Source organism: Dokdonia ponticola, assembly GCF_042653865.1.
Taxonomy (GTDB): domain Bacteria; phylum Bacteroidota; class Bacteroidia; order Flavobacteriales; family Flavobacteriaceae; genus Dokdonia; species Dokdonia ponticola.
The window spans coordinates 26,907-41,751 of record NZ_JBHSFV010000013.1; the positions used below are offsets into that span (position 1 = coordinate 26,907).

13 protein-coding genes are annotated in these 14,845 nt (G+C 37.0%); 6 read left to right on the forward strand and 7 right to left on the reverse strand.

Annotated elements, in window-relative coordinates; all coding sequences use genetic code 11:
- The first annotated feature begins 50 nt into the window (after nucleotides 1–50).
- Nucleotides 51–278: a hypothetical protein gene (locus tag ACFO3O_RS18370; protein WP_379981546.1), complete on the forward strand. Its 228-nt coding sequence runs from the start codon at nucleotides 51–53 to the stop codon at nucleotides 276–278.
- Between the two features lie 115 nt (nucleotides 279–393).
- Here the strand turns inward: ACFO3O_RS18370 and ACFO3O_RS18375 are convergent, their stop codons facing one another.
- The 4 genes from ACFO3O_RS18375 to ACFO3O_RS18390 all read right to left on the reverse strand — a co-directional run bounded on the left by ACFO3O_RS18375 (nucleotide 394) and on the right by ACFO3O_RS18390 (nucleotide 4,735).
- On the reverse strand, nucleotides 394–2,100 hold the full coding sequence (locus ACFO3O_RS18375; protein WP_379981548.1) for a NupC/NupG family nucleoside CNT transporter: 1,707 nt from the start codon (nucleotides 2,098–2,100) through the stop codon (nucleotides 394–396).
- 9 nt (nucleotides 2,101–2,109) lie between these two features.
- Entirely contained in the window at nucleotides 2,110–2,727 is a 618-nt protein-coding gene (locus tag ACFO3O_RS18380) for a bifunctional nuclease family protein (RefSeq protein ID WP_379981550.1), read from the reverse strand.
- A gap of 183 nt (nucleotides 2,728–2,910) precedes the next feature.
- Nucleotides 2,911–3,879, reverse strand: coding sequence for an electron transfer flavoprotein subunit alpha/FixB family protein (locus ACFO3O_RS18385; RefSeq protein ID WP_379981552.1), 969 nt, complete (start codon nucleotides 3,877–3,879; stop codon nucleotides 2,911–2,913).
- Between the two features lie 115 nt (nucleotides 3,880–3,994).
- Nucleotides 3,995–4,735 (reverse strand): electron transfer flavoprotein subunit beta/FixA family protein, encoded by a 741-nt coding sequence (locus ACFO3O_RS18390; RefSeq protein WP_379981554.1) that lies wholly within the window; start codon nucleotides 4,733–4,735, stop codon nucleotides 3,995–3,997.
- Between the two features lie 209 nt (nucleotides 4,736–4,944).
- On the opposite strand from ACFO3O_RS18390, the gene ACFO3O_RS18395 reads away from it, so the two are divergent.
- The 4 genes from ACFO3O_RS18395 (at nucleotide 4,945) to ACFO3O_RS18410 (ending at nucleotide 12,124) form a co-directional block, all read left to right on the forward strand.
- Entirely contained in the window at nucleotides 4,945–5,964 is a 1,020-nt protein-coding gene (locus tag ACFO3O_RS18395; protein WP_379981556.1) for a pyruvate dehydrogenase complex E1 component subunit beta, read from the forward strand.
- A 68-nt stretch (nucleotides 5,965–6,032) separates the two neighbouring features.
- The gene (locus tag ACFO3O_RS18400; protein ID WP_379981558.1) at nucleotides 6,033–8,576 is read left to right on the forward strand and encodes a DUF5686 and carboxypeptidase-like regulatory domain-containing protein; all 2,544 of its coding nucleotides are present in this window, start codon (nucleotides 6,033–6,035) and stop codon (nucleotides 8,574–8,576) included.
- 310 nt (nucleotides 8,577–8,886) lie between these two features.
- A complete protein-coding gene (locus ACFO3O_RS18405; protein ID WP_379981757.1) occupies nucleotides 8,887–9,414 on the forward strand; it encodes an inorganic diphosphatase in 528 nt (175 codons plus the stop codon).
- 283 nt (nucleotides 9,415–9,697) lie between these two features.
- On the forward strand, nucleotides 9,698–12,124 hold the full coding sequence (locus ACFO3O_RS18410; protein WP_379981560.1) for a sodium-translocating pyrophosphatase: 2,427 nt from the start codon (nucleotides 9,698–9,700) through the stop codon (nucleotides 12,122–12,124).
- 56 nt (nucleotides 12,125–12,180) lie between these two features.
- On the opposite strand, the gene ACFO3O_RS18415 is transcribed toward ACFO3O_RS18410, so the two are convergent.
- The 3 genes from ACFO3O_RS18415 to ACFO3O_RS18425 all read right to left on the reverse strand — a co-directional run bounded on the left by ACFO3O_RS18415 (nucleotide 12,181) and on the right by ACFO3O_RS18425 (nucleotide 14,415).
- On the reverse strand, nucleotides 12,181–12,843 hold the full coding sequence (locus ACFO3O_RS18415) for a hypothetical protein (RefSeq protein WP_379981562.1): 663 nt from the start codon (nucleotides 12,841–12,843) through the stop codon (nucleotides 12,181–12,183).
- 164 nt (nucleotides 12,844–13,007) lie between these two features.
- Nucleotides 13,008–13,622: a deoxynucleoside kinase gene (locus ACFO3O_RS18420; RefSeq protein WP_379981564.1), complete on the reverse strand. Its 615-nt coding sequence runs from the start codon at nucleotides 13,620–13,622 to the stop codon at nucleotides 13,008–13,010.
- Nucleotides 13,623–13,626: 4 nt separating this feature from the next.
- Complete coding sequence (locus tag ACFO3O_RS18425) at nucleotides 13,627–14,415, reverse strand: hypothetical protein (protein ID WP_379981566.1); 789 nt, start codon at nucleotides 14,413–14,415, stop codon at nucleotides 13,627–13,629.
- Between ACFO3O_RS18425 and ACFO3O_RS18430 the strand changes: the two genes are divergently transcribed.
- Nucleotides 14,399–14,620, forward strand: a complete 222-nt coding sequence (locus ACFO3O_RS18430) for a hypothetical protein (RefSeq protein WP_379981568.1) — start codon at nucleotides 14,399–14,401, stop codon at nucleotides 14,618–14,620. The genes ACFO3O_RS18425 and ACFO3O_RS18430 overlap by 17 nt on opposite strands.
- The last annotated feature ends 225 nt before the right edge of the window (nucleotides 14,621–14,845 follow it).

The window sequence follows — 14,845 nt, forward strand, 5'->3', positions numbered from 1 at the left end:
CTGTTGTACGCTTTCGCGAAAGCGTATACATCCTAAACTAAAGGTGTCATATGAAAAAACTAGATGTTCGACATTTTCTTGGGATATATAGACTCAGAAAAGCAATGCAAGAAGATGGTATTACAAACCCAAGTGATGAGGTAAAAATTTTCACTAGAGAATTCGTTGATACATTATCAAAAATGCCTTTAAATGAAGAGGTCAGAATTCTTGATTACTCATTTTTAGATTCAAAAGGAAATATAATAGCTGAACTGCCAGTCATAAAGACGGATTAATATACAAGGGAATAAAGTGCCTAAAAGATTTATTTAGCTAAGGCTAGCTTATAATGATACAATGTGCAAGACCACAACATAACTTATAACTCAATAACAAATAACGCACTACTTCTTACCCAATAATCATCCCAGCAATCGTAGCTGAAATTAAAGAAGCGATAGATCCTCCTAGTAAGGCTTTCATTCCAAATCTAGAAAGATTTTTACGTTGCCCAGGTGCAAGAGAACCGATACCTCCTATCTGGATACCTATAGAAGCAAAATTGGCAAATCCACACAACATATACGTTGCCATGATAATAGACTTTTCATAATTTAAATGAACCGCATTGGCAGTGTTTTTTAAATCTGCGAGCTGTATGTAGCCCACAAATTCACTAGCGGCAAGCTTGATTCCTAGTAATTGCCCCATCATGGTAATATCCTCTTCGGCAACGCCAATAAGCCACATAAGAGGGGCAAAAATAGTCCCTAGAATCGCTTCGAGAGAAAGCTCGGGATAGTTCGTGTTTGCAGCCATCCAATCATTTACAGAGGTGACATCACCAACCCATCCTAAAATACCATTTAACATGGCGATAAACGCTACAAAAACAAGAAGCATAGCGCCTACGTTTACGGCTAGTTTTAGACCTTCTGTCGTTCCGTTTGCAATAGCATCTAAGATATTAGAGCCTATTTTTTCTGAAGAAACTTTGACATCTGTATTGACAGCTTCTGTTTGTGGGTATAATATTTTTGAGATGACAATAGCTCCAGGAGCTGCCATTACTGAAGCTGCTAGTAAATGCTTTGCAAATAACAATCGTAATTCGGGATCGTCACCTCCTAGAAAACCTATATAAGCCGCCAAAACTGCTCCAGCAACGGTTGCCATTCCTCCAATCATTACCAGAAGAATCTCAGACTTATTCATTTTTTCTAAATAAGCCTTAATTAAAAGAGGTGCCTCTGTTTGTCCTAAAAATATATTACCAGCAACACTTAAGCTTTCAGCACCAGAAATACCTAATATTTTTGATAATAACCATCCAAAAGCTTTCACAACCTTTTGAATAACTCCAAAATAATATAGTACTGACGTAAGTGCCGAGAAAAAGATAATGGTTGGTAATACTTGAAAAGCAAAAATATACCCAAAGGTATTCATGTCACTGACAAGACCTTTAAATAAAAAGTCACTTCCAGCGAGTGTGAATTCAAGTACACTTACAAATATACCCCCTATGAAGTCAAATATTTTTTCAATAAACGGAACTTTGAGAACTCCAATAGCAATAATTAATTGGACAGCAAGACCTAGTCCAACCGTTTTCCAGTTAATCGCTTTTCTGTTACTACTAAAAAGAAATGCAATGAGTAATAAAGAAACCATTCCTAAAACGCCTCTAAGAAAACTATTTAAAGTAAACCCTTGAGAAGGAATTATTTCATTAGCAGTTGCTTCCACTAAAGCCTGTGTTGCTTCTTTATTTTTAAAGTGGTAGGTGACACCCTTTTCAGAAAATGCAAAAGTGGAGTCGGTTAATGTTTGTATTCTATAGCGTCGTATGGTGTCTTTGGGCGTATTATAAAAAAAGACAAGAAGGTCTTTCTGTTTTATATAATCTCCAGAGGCATATAAGTCATCTTTCGCCGAAAGGCTATAAGAAAATTGACCTGCATTAAGAGAAAGAGAATCTTTTGTAGCATCTATAGCAAAAAGATCTGTACCTGTAGTATCTGTGATTTGTTGAAAAGACCATGTTTTTTCTTCGGTTTGCCCCCAAAGAGTACATGTGGAAAATACAACGGCTAACGCCAGAATAAAGGTGCGCATAAGTATAGATTAATTACGTTTAGAGATTTCGTCTCTTATCTTAGCCGCAAGCTCGTAATCTTCATTGTTAACAGCTTGTTCAAGTTGAGCATTTAATTCTTTTAGAGACATTCTCTGATAATCATTTTCACTAGAAAGTAATTCATCTTCCTCAACAACAATTTCTTCCGTCAGGATTTCTTCTTCATCTGTCAGCTCGTCTGGTTCTTTATTTCCTTTTAAGAATATACCTGCTTTATCTAGAATGTTTTTATACGTGAATATAGGTGCTTGAAAACGTAATGCTAATGAAATAGCGTCACTTGTACGTGCATCAATAATCTCTTCTATTTTATCACGCTCGCATATAATACTAGAATAAAAAACCCCATCGACAAGTTTGTGGATAATCACTTGTTTAATAACAATATCAAAACGATCTGCAAAATTCTTAAAAAGATCGTGGGTAAGAGGGCGTGGTGGTCGTATCTCCTTCTCTAAAGCTATGGCAATAGATTGTGCCTCAAAAGCACCTATCACAATAGGTAATTTACGATCTCCATCTACTTCGCTCAAGATAAGGGCATAAGCGCCATTTTGCGTTTGGCTATAGGAAATCCCTTTTATGTTTAAACGTACTAAACTCATAGTTGGTAAAAGTAATAAAAGTTAATTGAGTTTTGAAGTTTATATAGTATTGAGTTTACGTTTTTTAATCTGAAGTCACTAATTTCCATAGGATAGGTCTACTTCACAATGCATATCTAAACTAAAAAATAGGTGAGAATTGAACAATTCTCACCTATTTATATATGTTTTGGCTAAAATAGATTAACTATTTGCTGCTTTAAACGCTTTTAGCTTTTCATTAAGTTCTGGTACAATATCAAAAGCATCGCCTACAATTCCATAATCGGCAGCTTTGAAGAAAGGTGCTTCAGGATCGGTATTGATGACTACTTTTATTTTTGAAGAGTTAATTCCAGCTAAATGTTGTATCGCTCCAGAAATTCCGATGGCAATATATAAATTGGACGCAACTGGTTTTCCTGTTTGTCCAACATGCTCTCCGTGAGGTCTCCAGCCTAGATCGGATACGGGTTTAGAACAAGCAGTTGCCGCTCCAAGGATATCAGCCATTTCTTCGATCATTCCCCAGTTTTCAGGTCCTTTTAGACCACGCCCAGCAGAAACAACAACTTCAGCATCTGCAATAGATACTTTATCGGTAGCTTTATCTACAGATTGTACTTTCACGCCAAAATCGCCATCATCAAAAGTAGGGGTGAAGTCTTCCGTAGCTCCTGCACCACTTGTTTCTTTAAGACCGTATGCATTTTTACCAAGTCCTACGATTTTGATATCGGTAGTGATTTCTGTAAGGTTAAATGCTTTGTTTGTGAACGCAGTACGCTTTACTTTGAAAGGCGCAGTGCTTTCTGGAAGTGCTACTACATTTGAAGCGTATCCAGCTTCAAGCTGTGTAGCAAGAAGTGGTGCGATATATTTTGCGTCTGCTGTTTGGCTTAAGACAATCACTTTTGCAGATGCTGCAGTAGCGGCTTGTGCAATGGCTTTGGCGTAGGCAGCTGCATTAAAAGTATCAAGCTTTGAATCACTTACATTTAGCACTTTGTCTACTCCATAAACACCTAATGCTCCACTGTCTCCTCCATGTATGGCAATAGCAGTGACGGTTGTTCCCATCATATCTGCGATTCCTTTGGCGTAACTAGCAACTTCAAAAGCTGTTTTCTTAAACGTTCCGTTTTCTGATTCTGTATATACTAAAACTGACATAATTTGTAAGATTTAAGTTGGTTGTTCACTAGGATTTGTGGTGTAGTAAACAACCTTTATATTTTTTTATTGTTGCGTACGCTTTCGCGAAAGCGTATACCTCCTAATACTACGTTTAGATTGCTTTTGCTTCGTTGTGAAGCAAATCAATTAACTCGTCTACGGTATCTACTAATTTTACCGCTCCCTTTGGTGCTGGCTTTTCAAAAGCAACCGAAGTTGTCTCTGCCGAAGCGCCTGTAGGTTCAATAACAGTAAGTGGTTTTTTACGAGCCATCATTATTCCTCTCATATTAGGAATACGAAGGTCACTCTCTTCTACTAGTCCTTTTTGACCTCCAATAATTAAAGGAAGACTTGTGGCTACAGTTTCTTTTCCGCCATCTATCTCACGAATAGCTGTAGCATTGGTACCCTCTACTTCTAGACTAATACAGGTATTTACAAAATTTGCACCTGTAAGACCTGCGAGCATTCCTGGTACCATACCCCCGTTGTAATCGATAGACTCACGTCCGGCAATAACAAGATCATATCCTCCGTTTTTGACTACGGCAGCAAGTTCTTTAGCAACTTGTAAACCGTCTTTTGCTTCGGTATTTACACGAATAGCGGTGTCTGCACCAATGGCAAGTGCTTTACGAAGTGTAGGTTCTGTCTCAGGACCTCCTACATTAACAACATCTACAGAAGCCCCTTGTTTTTCTTTAAACCACATGGCGCGCGTCAATCCAAACTCATCATTTGGATTGATCACAAATTGAACACCGTTGGTGTCAAATTTTGTGTCATTATCTGTAAAATTAATTTTAGAAGTAGTGTCAGGTACGTGACTAATACACACTAATATTTTCATAACAATTTAGTATTTGATATTTAGATATTTTGCATTTTTATAATCAATGAAAAAGAAATAAAAATTCTTAGCAAACTCTTTTTTCCGCGAAAATAAGTTTTAGAGATCATACTATTTCGATTTCGTAACAAAAGTACGGTAAAAAACTTACTTTTACTATGCATGCATAGTAAAATTTTATAAAAAAGCAATTTAAAGAGCAATGATAAATGCTTACTTTTGTTAGCCTAAAAGTAAAGGAGTTTATTTCAATGAGAACAATCCAATTTAGAGAAGCCATTTGTGAAGCGATGAGCGAAGAAATGCGTCGCGACGCGTCTGTATATTTAATGGGTGAAGAAGTCGCCGAATACAATGGGGCTTACAAGGCATCCAAAGGAATGCTCGATGAGTTTGGTGCTGACCGTGTGATAGACACGCCTATTGCCGAGCTTGGTTTTGGGGGTATTGGTGTGGGAAGTACAATGACGGGATGCCGTCCAATTATTGAGTATATGACCTTTAATTTCTCTCTAGTAGGGATTGATCAGATCATCAATAATGCGGCAAAAATCCGACAAATGTCAGGCGGACAATTTCCATGTCCTATTGTTTTTAGAGGGCCAACAGCTTCTGCAGGACAGCTAGGTGCTACCCACTCACAAGCTTTTGAGAATTGGTTTGCAAATACGCCAGGTCTTAAAGTAATTGTTCCTTCTAACCCATACGACGCGAAAGGACTTTTAAAAGCAGCGATTAGAGATAATGATCCTGTTATTTTTATGGAATCAGAGCAGATGTATGGTGATAAAGGAGAAGTGCCTGATGGAGAATATGTATTACCTATTGGTGTAGCAGAGATCAAAAGAGAAGGAACAGATGTAACGATTGTTTCTTTCGGAAAAATTATAAAAGAAGCGTATAAAGCAGCAGATGAGCTAGCGAAAGAAGGGATTTCTTGCGAAATTATAGACCTACGTACTGTGCGTCCAATGGATCATAAGACGATTATGGATTCTGTAAAGAAAACAAACCGTCTCGTGATACTTGAAGAAGCATGGCCTTTCGGAAACGTATCTACAGAAATTACATACCAAGTACAAGAGCAAGTTTTTGATTATCTAGATGCTCCCATTATAAAAATAAATACAGCAGATACCCCAGCTCCGTATTCTCCCGTTTTATTGGAAGAGTGGTTGCCAAATAGTGGCGATGTCATAAAAGCTGTTAAAAAAGTACTATATAGATAAAACGTACGTTAACGTAACCATAATGGAGCTTCATTAGTAACGATTAATGAAGCTCTTTCATTTTTAATATGAATATATATAGAGTACTTATACTTATCGTATTTTTTCCCTTCATGATGGTTGCCCAAACCAAGGTAAGTGGAGTTGTCTTTGATGAGCAAGATAACCCTGTTCCTTTTGCAAATGTAGTTTACGTTGGCTCTAATGAGGGGACGATCACCAATGAGAACGGTCGATTTTATCTAGAATCTGATCAGACTTGGGAAAAAATCCGGATCTCTTTTATTGGGTTTGCAGAAAAAGAAGTGATACTGGCATCTCGTGTTAACTACGATATGAAAATAGTGCTTGCTGAAGAAGCGGCAAGAATGGATGAAGTCTTTATCTATACAGGAAAAACATCCAAAAAAAATAACCCAGCCATAGACATATTGCGTAAAATTTGGTCTCGAAAAAAACAAAATGGGCTCCGACAGTTTAAGCAATATGAATATGATAAGTATGAGAAAATCGAATTTGACCTTAATACTATTGATAGCGCTTTAATAAACAGCAAACTCTTTAGAGGAATGGAGTTTATTTTTGAGCAGACAGATACGTCTAGAGTTACAGGAAAAACATACCTCCCCATCTTTGTTAATGAAGCTGTTTCTAAAGTGTATGGAAATAACGAATCTAATAAAGAAAAAGAAGATTTACTGGGAAATAAAAATAGCGGATTTAGCGAAAATCAGACCATCATTGGTTTTGTAAAAGACTTATACAATGATTATGATGTATATCAAAATTACCTGAAGTTTTTTGATAAAACATTTACGAGTCCTATTAGTAGAACAGGGATTCAAACCTATAACTATGTGCTTGCAGATAGTGCCTATATAGATAACAAATGGTGCTATAATATCATTTATTACCCTCGCCGGACCAATGAGCTCACTTTTAAAGGAGATTTTTGGGTAAATGACTCCACTTGGGCGATTAAAGAAATTAATATGCAACTCTCTAAGAGTGCAAACATCAATTGGGTAAAGGAAATTTACTTAGAACAAGAATTTGATATCGTAAATGATACGACCTTTCTTTTAAAAAGAGATTACTTTTTATCTGACTTTGCTTTCAGAAAAAAAGAAGAGTCTAGAGGGCTTTATGGGAAGCGTACAACCCTTTATGATAACTATGTCTTTAATCAGGAGAAAGATAAAGAGTTCTATGAAAAGGAGGTCTATTATTATGACAAAGATGTCTATAATAGAGATGATGATTTCTGGGATAAGAATAGAAAAGAAGAGCTAAACGCCGACGAGAAAGGGGTGTATAAAATGCTCGACACGCTTAAAACAGTCAAAAAGTTTAAAAATCTATACAATTTAGGGTCAGTATTGGCTTCGGGATATTGGGAATTTCCTAGTCTTAATCTTGACTATGGGCCTATCTTCTCCACCTTTGGATTTAATGAAGTAGAGGGATTACGTATCCGAACAGGAGCACGTACCTATTTTGGGCAAAATGATTTGTGGAGGGCCGAAGGATTTTTAGCATATGGTTTTAAAGATGAAAAATTCAAATTTGGAATCTCAGGAAAATGGCTTGTGGATAAGAAAAACCGATTGATTTTTTCTGGGGGCTACAGACAAGATGTAGAACAAATAGGAGCGAGTCTCACGACATCTAGGGATGTTTTAGGACGGAATTTGGCTTCTTCTTCGCTTGTAAATACCGCAGCCAATGATAAATTGACATCCATTCAATTAGTGAATTTTGCTGCGGAAATTGAACCTATTCGTAATCTTACATTTCGTACAGATTTTTCACTGAGAAGCCTAGAATCAGCATCAGATACATTTAATCTAGAGTATTTCACAGATGCCTCAGAGACTACTACCAAAGGGGATATTACACAAACAGAAGTGGTGTTTACGACCATTTGGGAACCTGGAAAGAAAACGTCTGGTTTTGGGGTAGAACGACGTGTGGTCAACGAATGGTTTCCAAGTTTTTTCTTGAGCTATACCCGAGGTTTAGAAGGCACGTTAAATAGTGATTTTGAATATGACAGATTGCAATTTTCTTTCAGGAAAGCGATACGTGTAGGTGGCTTTGGACAACTTAGTGTGTCTACAGAGGTAGGGAAAACCTTTGGAGAAGTGCCTTTAGCATTATTGAGCCCAGTACCAGGAAACCAATCGTTGTTTTCTATCTTTAATACCTATAGCCAACTTAATTTCTACGAATTTGTCACTGATGAGTATGCATCGGTGCAATTAGAGCATAATTTTGGAGGACGTTTATTTTCACGTATTCCCTTTTTAAAGAAATTAAATCTGAGAGAAATTGTTGGGATACGAGGGGTGATTGGTAATATTTCTCAAGGCAATATAGATTTGAATAGACCTGCCTTTGAAAACCTTCGATTTATTCAAAATGATATTCCTATTTCCACATTAACGCCTCAAGATATTGCACCTAATGCAGAGCCTTATTTTGAATATAGCTTTGGCGTAGGTAATATTTTTAAGGTCTTCCGTATTGATGTGAACTTCAGAGGGAATTATAATGACCTGCCCGATGCTCGTACGTTTGGTGTTACGGGATCCTTTGGGTTTTTCTTTTAGAGAGTACTTCCTCTTTTCCTTTTACAATAGCGTATATGGCACGAAAACGATTTAGCATAGTAAGCTAACTTAAACTTAACATAAAATTCTTTGTCAAAACCGCTATTTCAGCGTACTTTTGCACCCCGAAAACAAGTAATTTACGATCTATTTTTTAATATTGCTTTGATTGTCAGTATTTTAAAATTGATTTTTTAGTTTCTGAGTACGCTTTCGCGAAAGCGTATAATTACTAAGGCAAAACACATCAAATGGAATTAAAGATTGGGTAGTGCCTTTTAAAAAATACCCGCCCATGCGGGCAAAAATTATGACAGCAGATAAAATAAAAACATTTGATGTACTTATCGAAATCCCAAAAGGAAGCCGTAACAAGTACGAGTATGATTTTGAATTAAAAAAAATACGGTACGATCGTATGATTTTTTCATCGATGATGTACCCTGCAGATTATGGGTTTGTGCCGGAAACATTAGCACTAGATGGAGATCCTCTAGATGTATTGGTATTGGTGACAGAACCTACATTTCCTGGATGTGTGATCGAAGTAAAGCCTATCGGTGTTTTTCACATGGCCGATGAGAAAGGACCTGATGAGAAAGTGATCTGTGTGCCTGTAAGTGACCCTATTGCAAGCAGAGTAACAGACCTTTCTGAGTTAAACCCGCATCTCATTAAAGAAATAGAGCATTTTTTTCAAGTATATAAAGATCTTGAAGAGAAAAAAGTAGATGTGGGTGGATGGGGAGATGTAAACGAAGCAAAAGAAATTGTTGCAAAGTGTATAGAACGTTACCACGATAGCGACGTACCACGCAGTGAAGTAAGCATCTACTAAACCACACTTTTTAAAAGAATTAGCCGTAATACCAAATAAATAATAAAACAAGCCTTATAATTAGCTTCTATAGCACTTATATTTCATAACAAAATGAAACCGTAGCTAAGGCTATGCTTGAATTTTCTTATTCATCTAAGCGCTAAATAATTCAAATTTTATAGACTCATTTTAAAATCTATTTGGTATAAGCCACAATCCTTTGGATTGGGGCTTTTTTTGTTCGGTCTGTTTTCCTACATTAGCGACGCTTAAAAAATAATTAAACCAAAAAGAATATTATATGGAATCAATGATGATTTATATGCCTATTGCCATGGCGCTATTAGGGCTGATTTACATGGGAGTAAAGCGCTCTTGGGTGATGAAACAGGATGCGGGAGATGGTAAGATGAAAGAAATTTCAGACCACATTTATGAAGGAGCTTTAGCTTTCTTAAGTGCAGAGTATAGATTACTCGCCATTTTTGTGGTGATTGTAAGTGTTTTATTAGCGATTGTTTCATTTGTGGTGCCTACAACCCACTGGCTTATCGTGATTGCATTTATTTTTGGAGCTATATTTTCTGCCTTTGCTGGAAATGTAGGAATGAAAATTGCCACCAAAACAAATGTTCGTACTACACAAGCGGCACGAACTAGTTTGCCAAATGCGTTAAAGATTTCTTTTGGTGGAGGTACTGTAATGGGACTTGGTGTTGCAGGTTTAGCCGTTTTAGGACTTACCGCATTCTTTATCTTTTTCTTTCACTTCTTTATGGACGGTGCATGGACTAATACCATGGATATGACCATTGTACTTGAAACGCTTGCTGGATTTTCCTTAGGAGCGGAGTCTATCGCCCTTTTTGCACGTGTAGGAGGAGGTATTTATACCAAAGCTGCCGATGTGGGAGCCGATTTAGTAGGTAAAGTAGAAGCAGGAATTCCTGAAGATGATCCTCGTAACCCTGCTACCATTGCAGATAACGTAGGAGACAACGTAGGAGATGTAGCAGGAATGGGAGCTGACCTTTTTGGTTCGTATGTGGCAACCGTTCTTGCAGCGATGGTATTAGGAAATTACGTCATTAAAGATATGGGCGGAAGCATTACAGATGCTTTTGGAGGTATCGGTCCTATCTTATTGCCTATGGCAATTGCAGGAGTTGGTATTATCATCTCTATTATAGGAACCTTATTGGTAAAAATAAGCTCTAATGATGCAAAAGAAGCGCAAGTAATGGGTGCTCTTAATAAAGGAAACTGGACCTCTATTATCTTGGTAGCGATCGCTTGTTTTGGGTTGTGTACATGGATGCTTCCAGATACAATGAGAATGGAGTTCTTTGGAGAAGGTTTACAAGAAATATCTTCTATGCGTGTATTCTATGCAACCCTTGTTGGGTTAGTCGTAGGTGCGGTGATTTCTTCGGTGACAGAATACTACACAGGATTGGGGAAGAGTCCTATTCTTAAAATTGTACAACAATCAAGTACAGGAGCAGGAACTAATATTATTGCAGGTCTTGCAACAGGGATGATTTCTACATTCCCTTCTGTATTACTATTTGCGGGTGCTATTTGGGCATCGTATGCCTTTGCAGGTTTTTATGGAGTAGCACTTGCGGCTTCTGCGATGATGGCAACAACCGCTATGCAATTAGCAATTGATGCTTTTGGACCTATTTCTGATAATGCAGGAGGTATTGCAGAGATGAGTGAGCAAGAGCCTATCGTACGTGAGCGTACGGATATTTTGGACTCTGTAGGAAACACAACTGCAGCAACTGGAAAAGGATTTGCGATTGCCTCGGCGGCATTAACGTCATTAGCTTTATTTGCAGCTTATGTGACGTTTACAGGAATCGACGGAATTAACATCTTTAAAGCGCCCGTATTAGCGATGCTTTTTGTAGGAGGAATGGTGCCTGTTGTATTCTCTGCATTAGCGATGAATGCTGTAGGAAAAGCAGCTATGGAAATGGTGCAAGAAGTACGTCGTCAGTTCAGAGATATTCCAGGAATCATGGAAGGAACTGGAAAACCAGAATACGATAAGTGTGTGGCAATTTCAACAGAGGCTTCTTTAAAGCAAATGATATTACCAGGATTATTAACGATAGGTTTTCCTCTTGTGATTGCTTTTGTTCCTTTACTTTTTGGAATGGATAGTTTAGCGATTGCAGAAATGTTAGGAGGATATATGGCAGGAGTTACCGTAAGTGGTGTGCTTTGGGCGATCTTTCAAAACAACGCAGGAGGTGCTTGGGATAATGCAAAGAAATCTTTTGAAGCTGGTGTAGAAATCAACGGAGAGATGACTTACAAAGGATCTGATGCGCACAAAGCAGCAGTAACTGGAGATACGGTAGGGGATCCATTTAAAGATACCTCAGGGCCGTCTATGAACATTTTGATTAAGCTTACGTGTTTAATTGGTCTTGTGATTGCTCCGATCTTAGGAGGGCATACAGAAGATGGTCTTGCTATTGTGACAGAAGAGGGGACTACTGTTGCTATCATGCAAGATGGCTCAATTAAAGAAACCCGTGAAGTAGAAAAGGAAATACGCAAAGAAATACGCGAAGAGAATGGCCAGTTTGTAGGAGAGGTTATAATTACTACAGATGATAATGGCGAGCGCACAGAGGCTGTAAAGACGTTCAAAGGAACCGAAGCTGAAGTAAGAGCACAGGTGGATGCTTTTGTGAATTCAATGAAAGAATAAATAGTCAAAAGTTTAGTACAAATAAAAAAGCGAGCCTTGAGCTCGCTTTTTTGTTTTTAATTACACTGATGTTTTGTGAGTTTAAAAGAGGCTTTTAAATAATGATTGCTAATGCCAGAAGTGTTACATAATAAGGCATCTCCAAAGAAGTTAACTTCAGAAACAATCCAATCTGGATAATTTGTTTGTTGATACTCTTTTATTTTACAGGCAAAATGATCTTTAAGTTCGTTTGCCTTTTCTGGGGTAATCCCATCACTAGATAAGTATTCGTAATAGTCATACTCAAAAGTATTTAAATTAAAAGCAGGGCTTTCTATAAAAAAGACTTCCCCAAAGGCATCTTCTATTGGAGGTCCACAAGGACGAATACAGGTGTAGCTAAACTCACAGCTTGGTAAGAAGTTTTGTTCTAATTCATAATCTATATACCCAGGCCCATTGTCTCCAATAGTCCAAATAGTCGTTGTTGTTACCGGTGCTATATAATTTATAAAGTCACATGTTATAAGATTGTTTGAACCATCAAAGCTTGGGCTACAACCTGGTTTTCTTGTTGTATCAGAATTGGGTTTGGTGGTCAATACCTCAGTTTTTGCACTGCGATCTGAAATCTCTCTACTAGTAAAAGTATTCTCATCTTCAGTTTGGCAAGAGATAGATATAAGTATTGCTGTTATAGCAATCATCCCTTTTAAGTTTAAAAATTGGTTTTTCATTTTAGCTATGTTTATGTTAATAACTAAGCTGTTCCAAAAAAAAGAGTTTTGTTACCCGTTACTGTAATGAAAGAGACTAACTTATTTAAACGTTAAGTAAATTTTTAAACATAAAAAAAGCGAGCTCAAAGCTCGCTTTTTGTTTTATATAATAGATGTTTCTTTTAAAATAATCCGTGTAGTTGGGCATCAATTTTATTAATGATTTCTCCTAGGTCTTCAGGATTATCTACAAAGTTGATATTATCCACATCAATGATAAGAAGTTTTCCTTTGTTATAGTCGTGTATCCAAGCTTCATAACGTTCATTGAGTCTGCTTAAGTAATCAATACTGATAGAGTTCTCATAATCACGCCCTCGTTTATGAATTTGTGATACAAGGTTAGGAATAGAGCTACGAAGATAGATCATTAAATCTGGGGCATCTACCACACTTTCCATAAGGTCAAAAAGCGAACGGTAGTTATGAAAATCACGATTAGTCAAAAGCCCCATCGCATGTAAGTTAGGTGCAAAAATAAAAGCATCTTCATAAATCGTACGATCTTGTATAATGCTTTTTTTGCTATTACGTATTTCTAGTAATTGACGAAAACGACTATTTAAAAAGTATACTTGTAAGTTAAATGACCAACGCTCCATCTCATTGTAAAAATCATCTAGATACGGGTTGTCTACCACATCCTCAAACTGCGGGGTCCATTTATAATGTTTAGCAAGAAGTCTTGTAAGCGTCGTTTTTCCCGCTCCTATATTACCGGCGATTGCAATGTGCATTGGTTTATTCTTTTGATGCGTTTAGTGTGTAAGAGGTCAAAATTTGACCGTTGTAAATATAAAGGATTTCATCCTTGATCGAAAACTGTTGTGCTTTAATTTCTGGAATTTCAATAGGTGTAAATTCTATTGCATTTTTCTCCTTATAATACAGTTTTTCTTCAGAAATAGCGAAAATATGACCTCTATATTCCGTGATAGCGTGTAATTGTTCATCGGTCGGGTATGTGCTTATTAAGCTGCCATAGATGGTGTACGAATCAATACTATTTTGTGTTTTTACCCAGCACACATTAAAATTACTCGTAAGTTCTAATGCAGGAAGTAAGGTGGGAGGGAATTCGGTAATAACCTTATTTTGGTTGTAATCAAACAATTCTAGTCGTTGTATATCCATATTAAAAATCCACAAACGTCTATCGCCTGCATTAGTCGCCTGACTTACATTTCTAAAGTTTTCTATAGCATTAAAATTAATTCGCCTGATCTCAGCGAGGGTATTGTCAAGTACCACAACTGTATTAGATTCTTGATAAAAAACAATGATTTTAAGAGGATTGATAAGGTCAACACTCGTAATTTCTCCAAGATTAAGCGCCGCGTATTCAATGACTTCCCTTGGGCTTTTTTTATATAGGATATTTCTAGAAGTATAATAAAAATTCTGAAAATTATCTACACCCCAAAATTCCTCTGCTTTTAAGGGAGTTTCTTTTAGTTTCGTAATAGTAAACGATTGCCCAAAAGTGGCACTTTGACAACACACAAAAAGGAAAATGAATAAAATTTTCATAGGACAAGCAAAGTACAAAAATCTAGCCGTTTTTAAATACACGTTTCCATGCTTCAATACAATTAATGTTTATACCGCTTTCGCGAAAGCGTATAAAGAATATTGCCCTCTAGATCAACAGATGCCTTTATATCCGTATCCTCTCACATTCACAATAGAGATATTGGGGTCTTCTTTTAGTTTTTTTAGTGAAACGCTGTTTTGAAAAGTCCAAAGGACACATTCAAAATAGCTAGTTGAAGTAATCCCGCTGTTTACTGAACTTGTTTCAGTATCTAGCGGGATCTAAGTATTGCTACATCTAAGTTTAGTTTGGTAATAAACACATCCATAGATCGGTGATTAAAAAGAAGGTTTTAGTAACGGAAAGTTCTCAAAAAAATAAACAGAAAAAGTTTTATTTTTTGTGAGAACAACCACCCCGTTTATG

Excerpts from the sequence above, each read along its gene's own strand:
- ACFO3O_RS18370 (WP_379981546.1), top strand. The coding sequence starts at position 51 with ATGAAAAAACTAGATGTTCGACATTTTCTTGGGATATATAGACTCAGA.
- ACFO3O_RS18375 (WP_379981548.1), bottom strand. The coding sequence starts at position 2,100 with ATGCGCACCTTTATTCTGGCGTTAGCCGTTGTATTTTCCACATGTACT.
- ACFO3O_RS18380 (WP_379981550.1), bottom strand. The coding sequence starts at position 2,727 with ATGAGTTTAGTACGTTTAAACATAAAAGGGATTTCCTATAGCCAAACG.
- ACFO3O_RS18385 (WP_379981552.1), bottom strand. The coding sequence starts at position 3,879 with ATGTCAGTTTTAGTATATACAGAATCAGAAAACGGAACGTTTAAGAAA.
- ACFO3O_RS18390 (WP_379981554.1), bottom strand. The coding sequence starts at position 4,735 with ATGAAAATATTAGTGTGTATTAGTCACGTACCTGACACTACTTCTAAA.
- ACFO3O_RS18395 (WP_379981556.1), top strand. The coding sequence starts at position 4,945 with ATGCTTACTTTTGTTAGCCTAAAAGTAAAGGAGTTTATTTCAATGAGA.
- ACFO3O_RS18400 (WP_379981558.1), top strand. The coding sequence starts at position 6,033 with ATGAATATATATAGAGTACTTATACTTATCGTATTTTTTCCCTTCATG.
- ACFO3O_RS18405 (WP_379981757.1), top strand. The coding sequence starts at position 8,887 with ATGACAGCAGATAAAATAAAAACATTTGATGTACTTATCGAAATCCCA.
- ACFO3O_RS18410 (WP_379981560.1), top strand. The coding sequence starts at position 9,698 with ATGGAATCAATGATGATTTATATGCCTATTGCCATGGCGCTATTAGGG.
- ACFO3O_RS18415 (WP_379981562.1), bottom strand. The coding sequence starts at position 12,843 with ATGAAAAACCAATTTTTAAACTTAAAAGGGATGATTGCTATAACAGCA.
- ACFO3O_RS18420 (WP_379981564.1), bottom strand. The coding sequence starts at position 13,622 with ATGCACATTGCAATCGCCGGTAATATAGGAGCGGGAAAAACGACGCTT.
- ACFO3O_RS18430 (WP_379981568.1), top strand. The coding sequence starts at position 14,399 with ATGAATAAAATTTTCATAGGACAAGCAAAGTACAAAAATCTAGCCGTT.
- ACFO3O_RS18425 (WP_379981566.1), bottom strand. The coding sequence starts at position 14,415 with ATGAAAATTTTATTCATTTTCCTTTTTGTGTGTTGTCAAAGTGCCACT.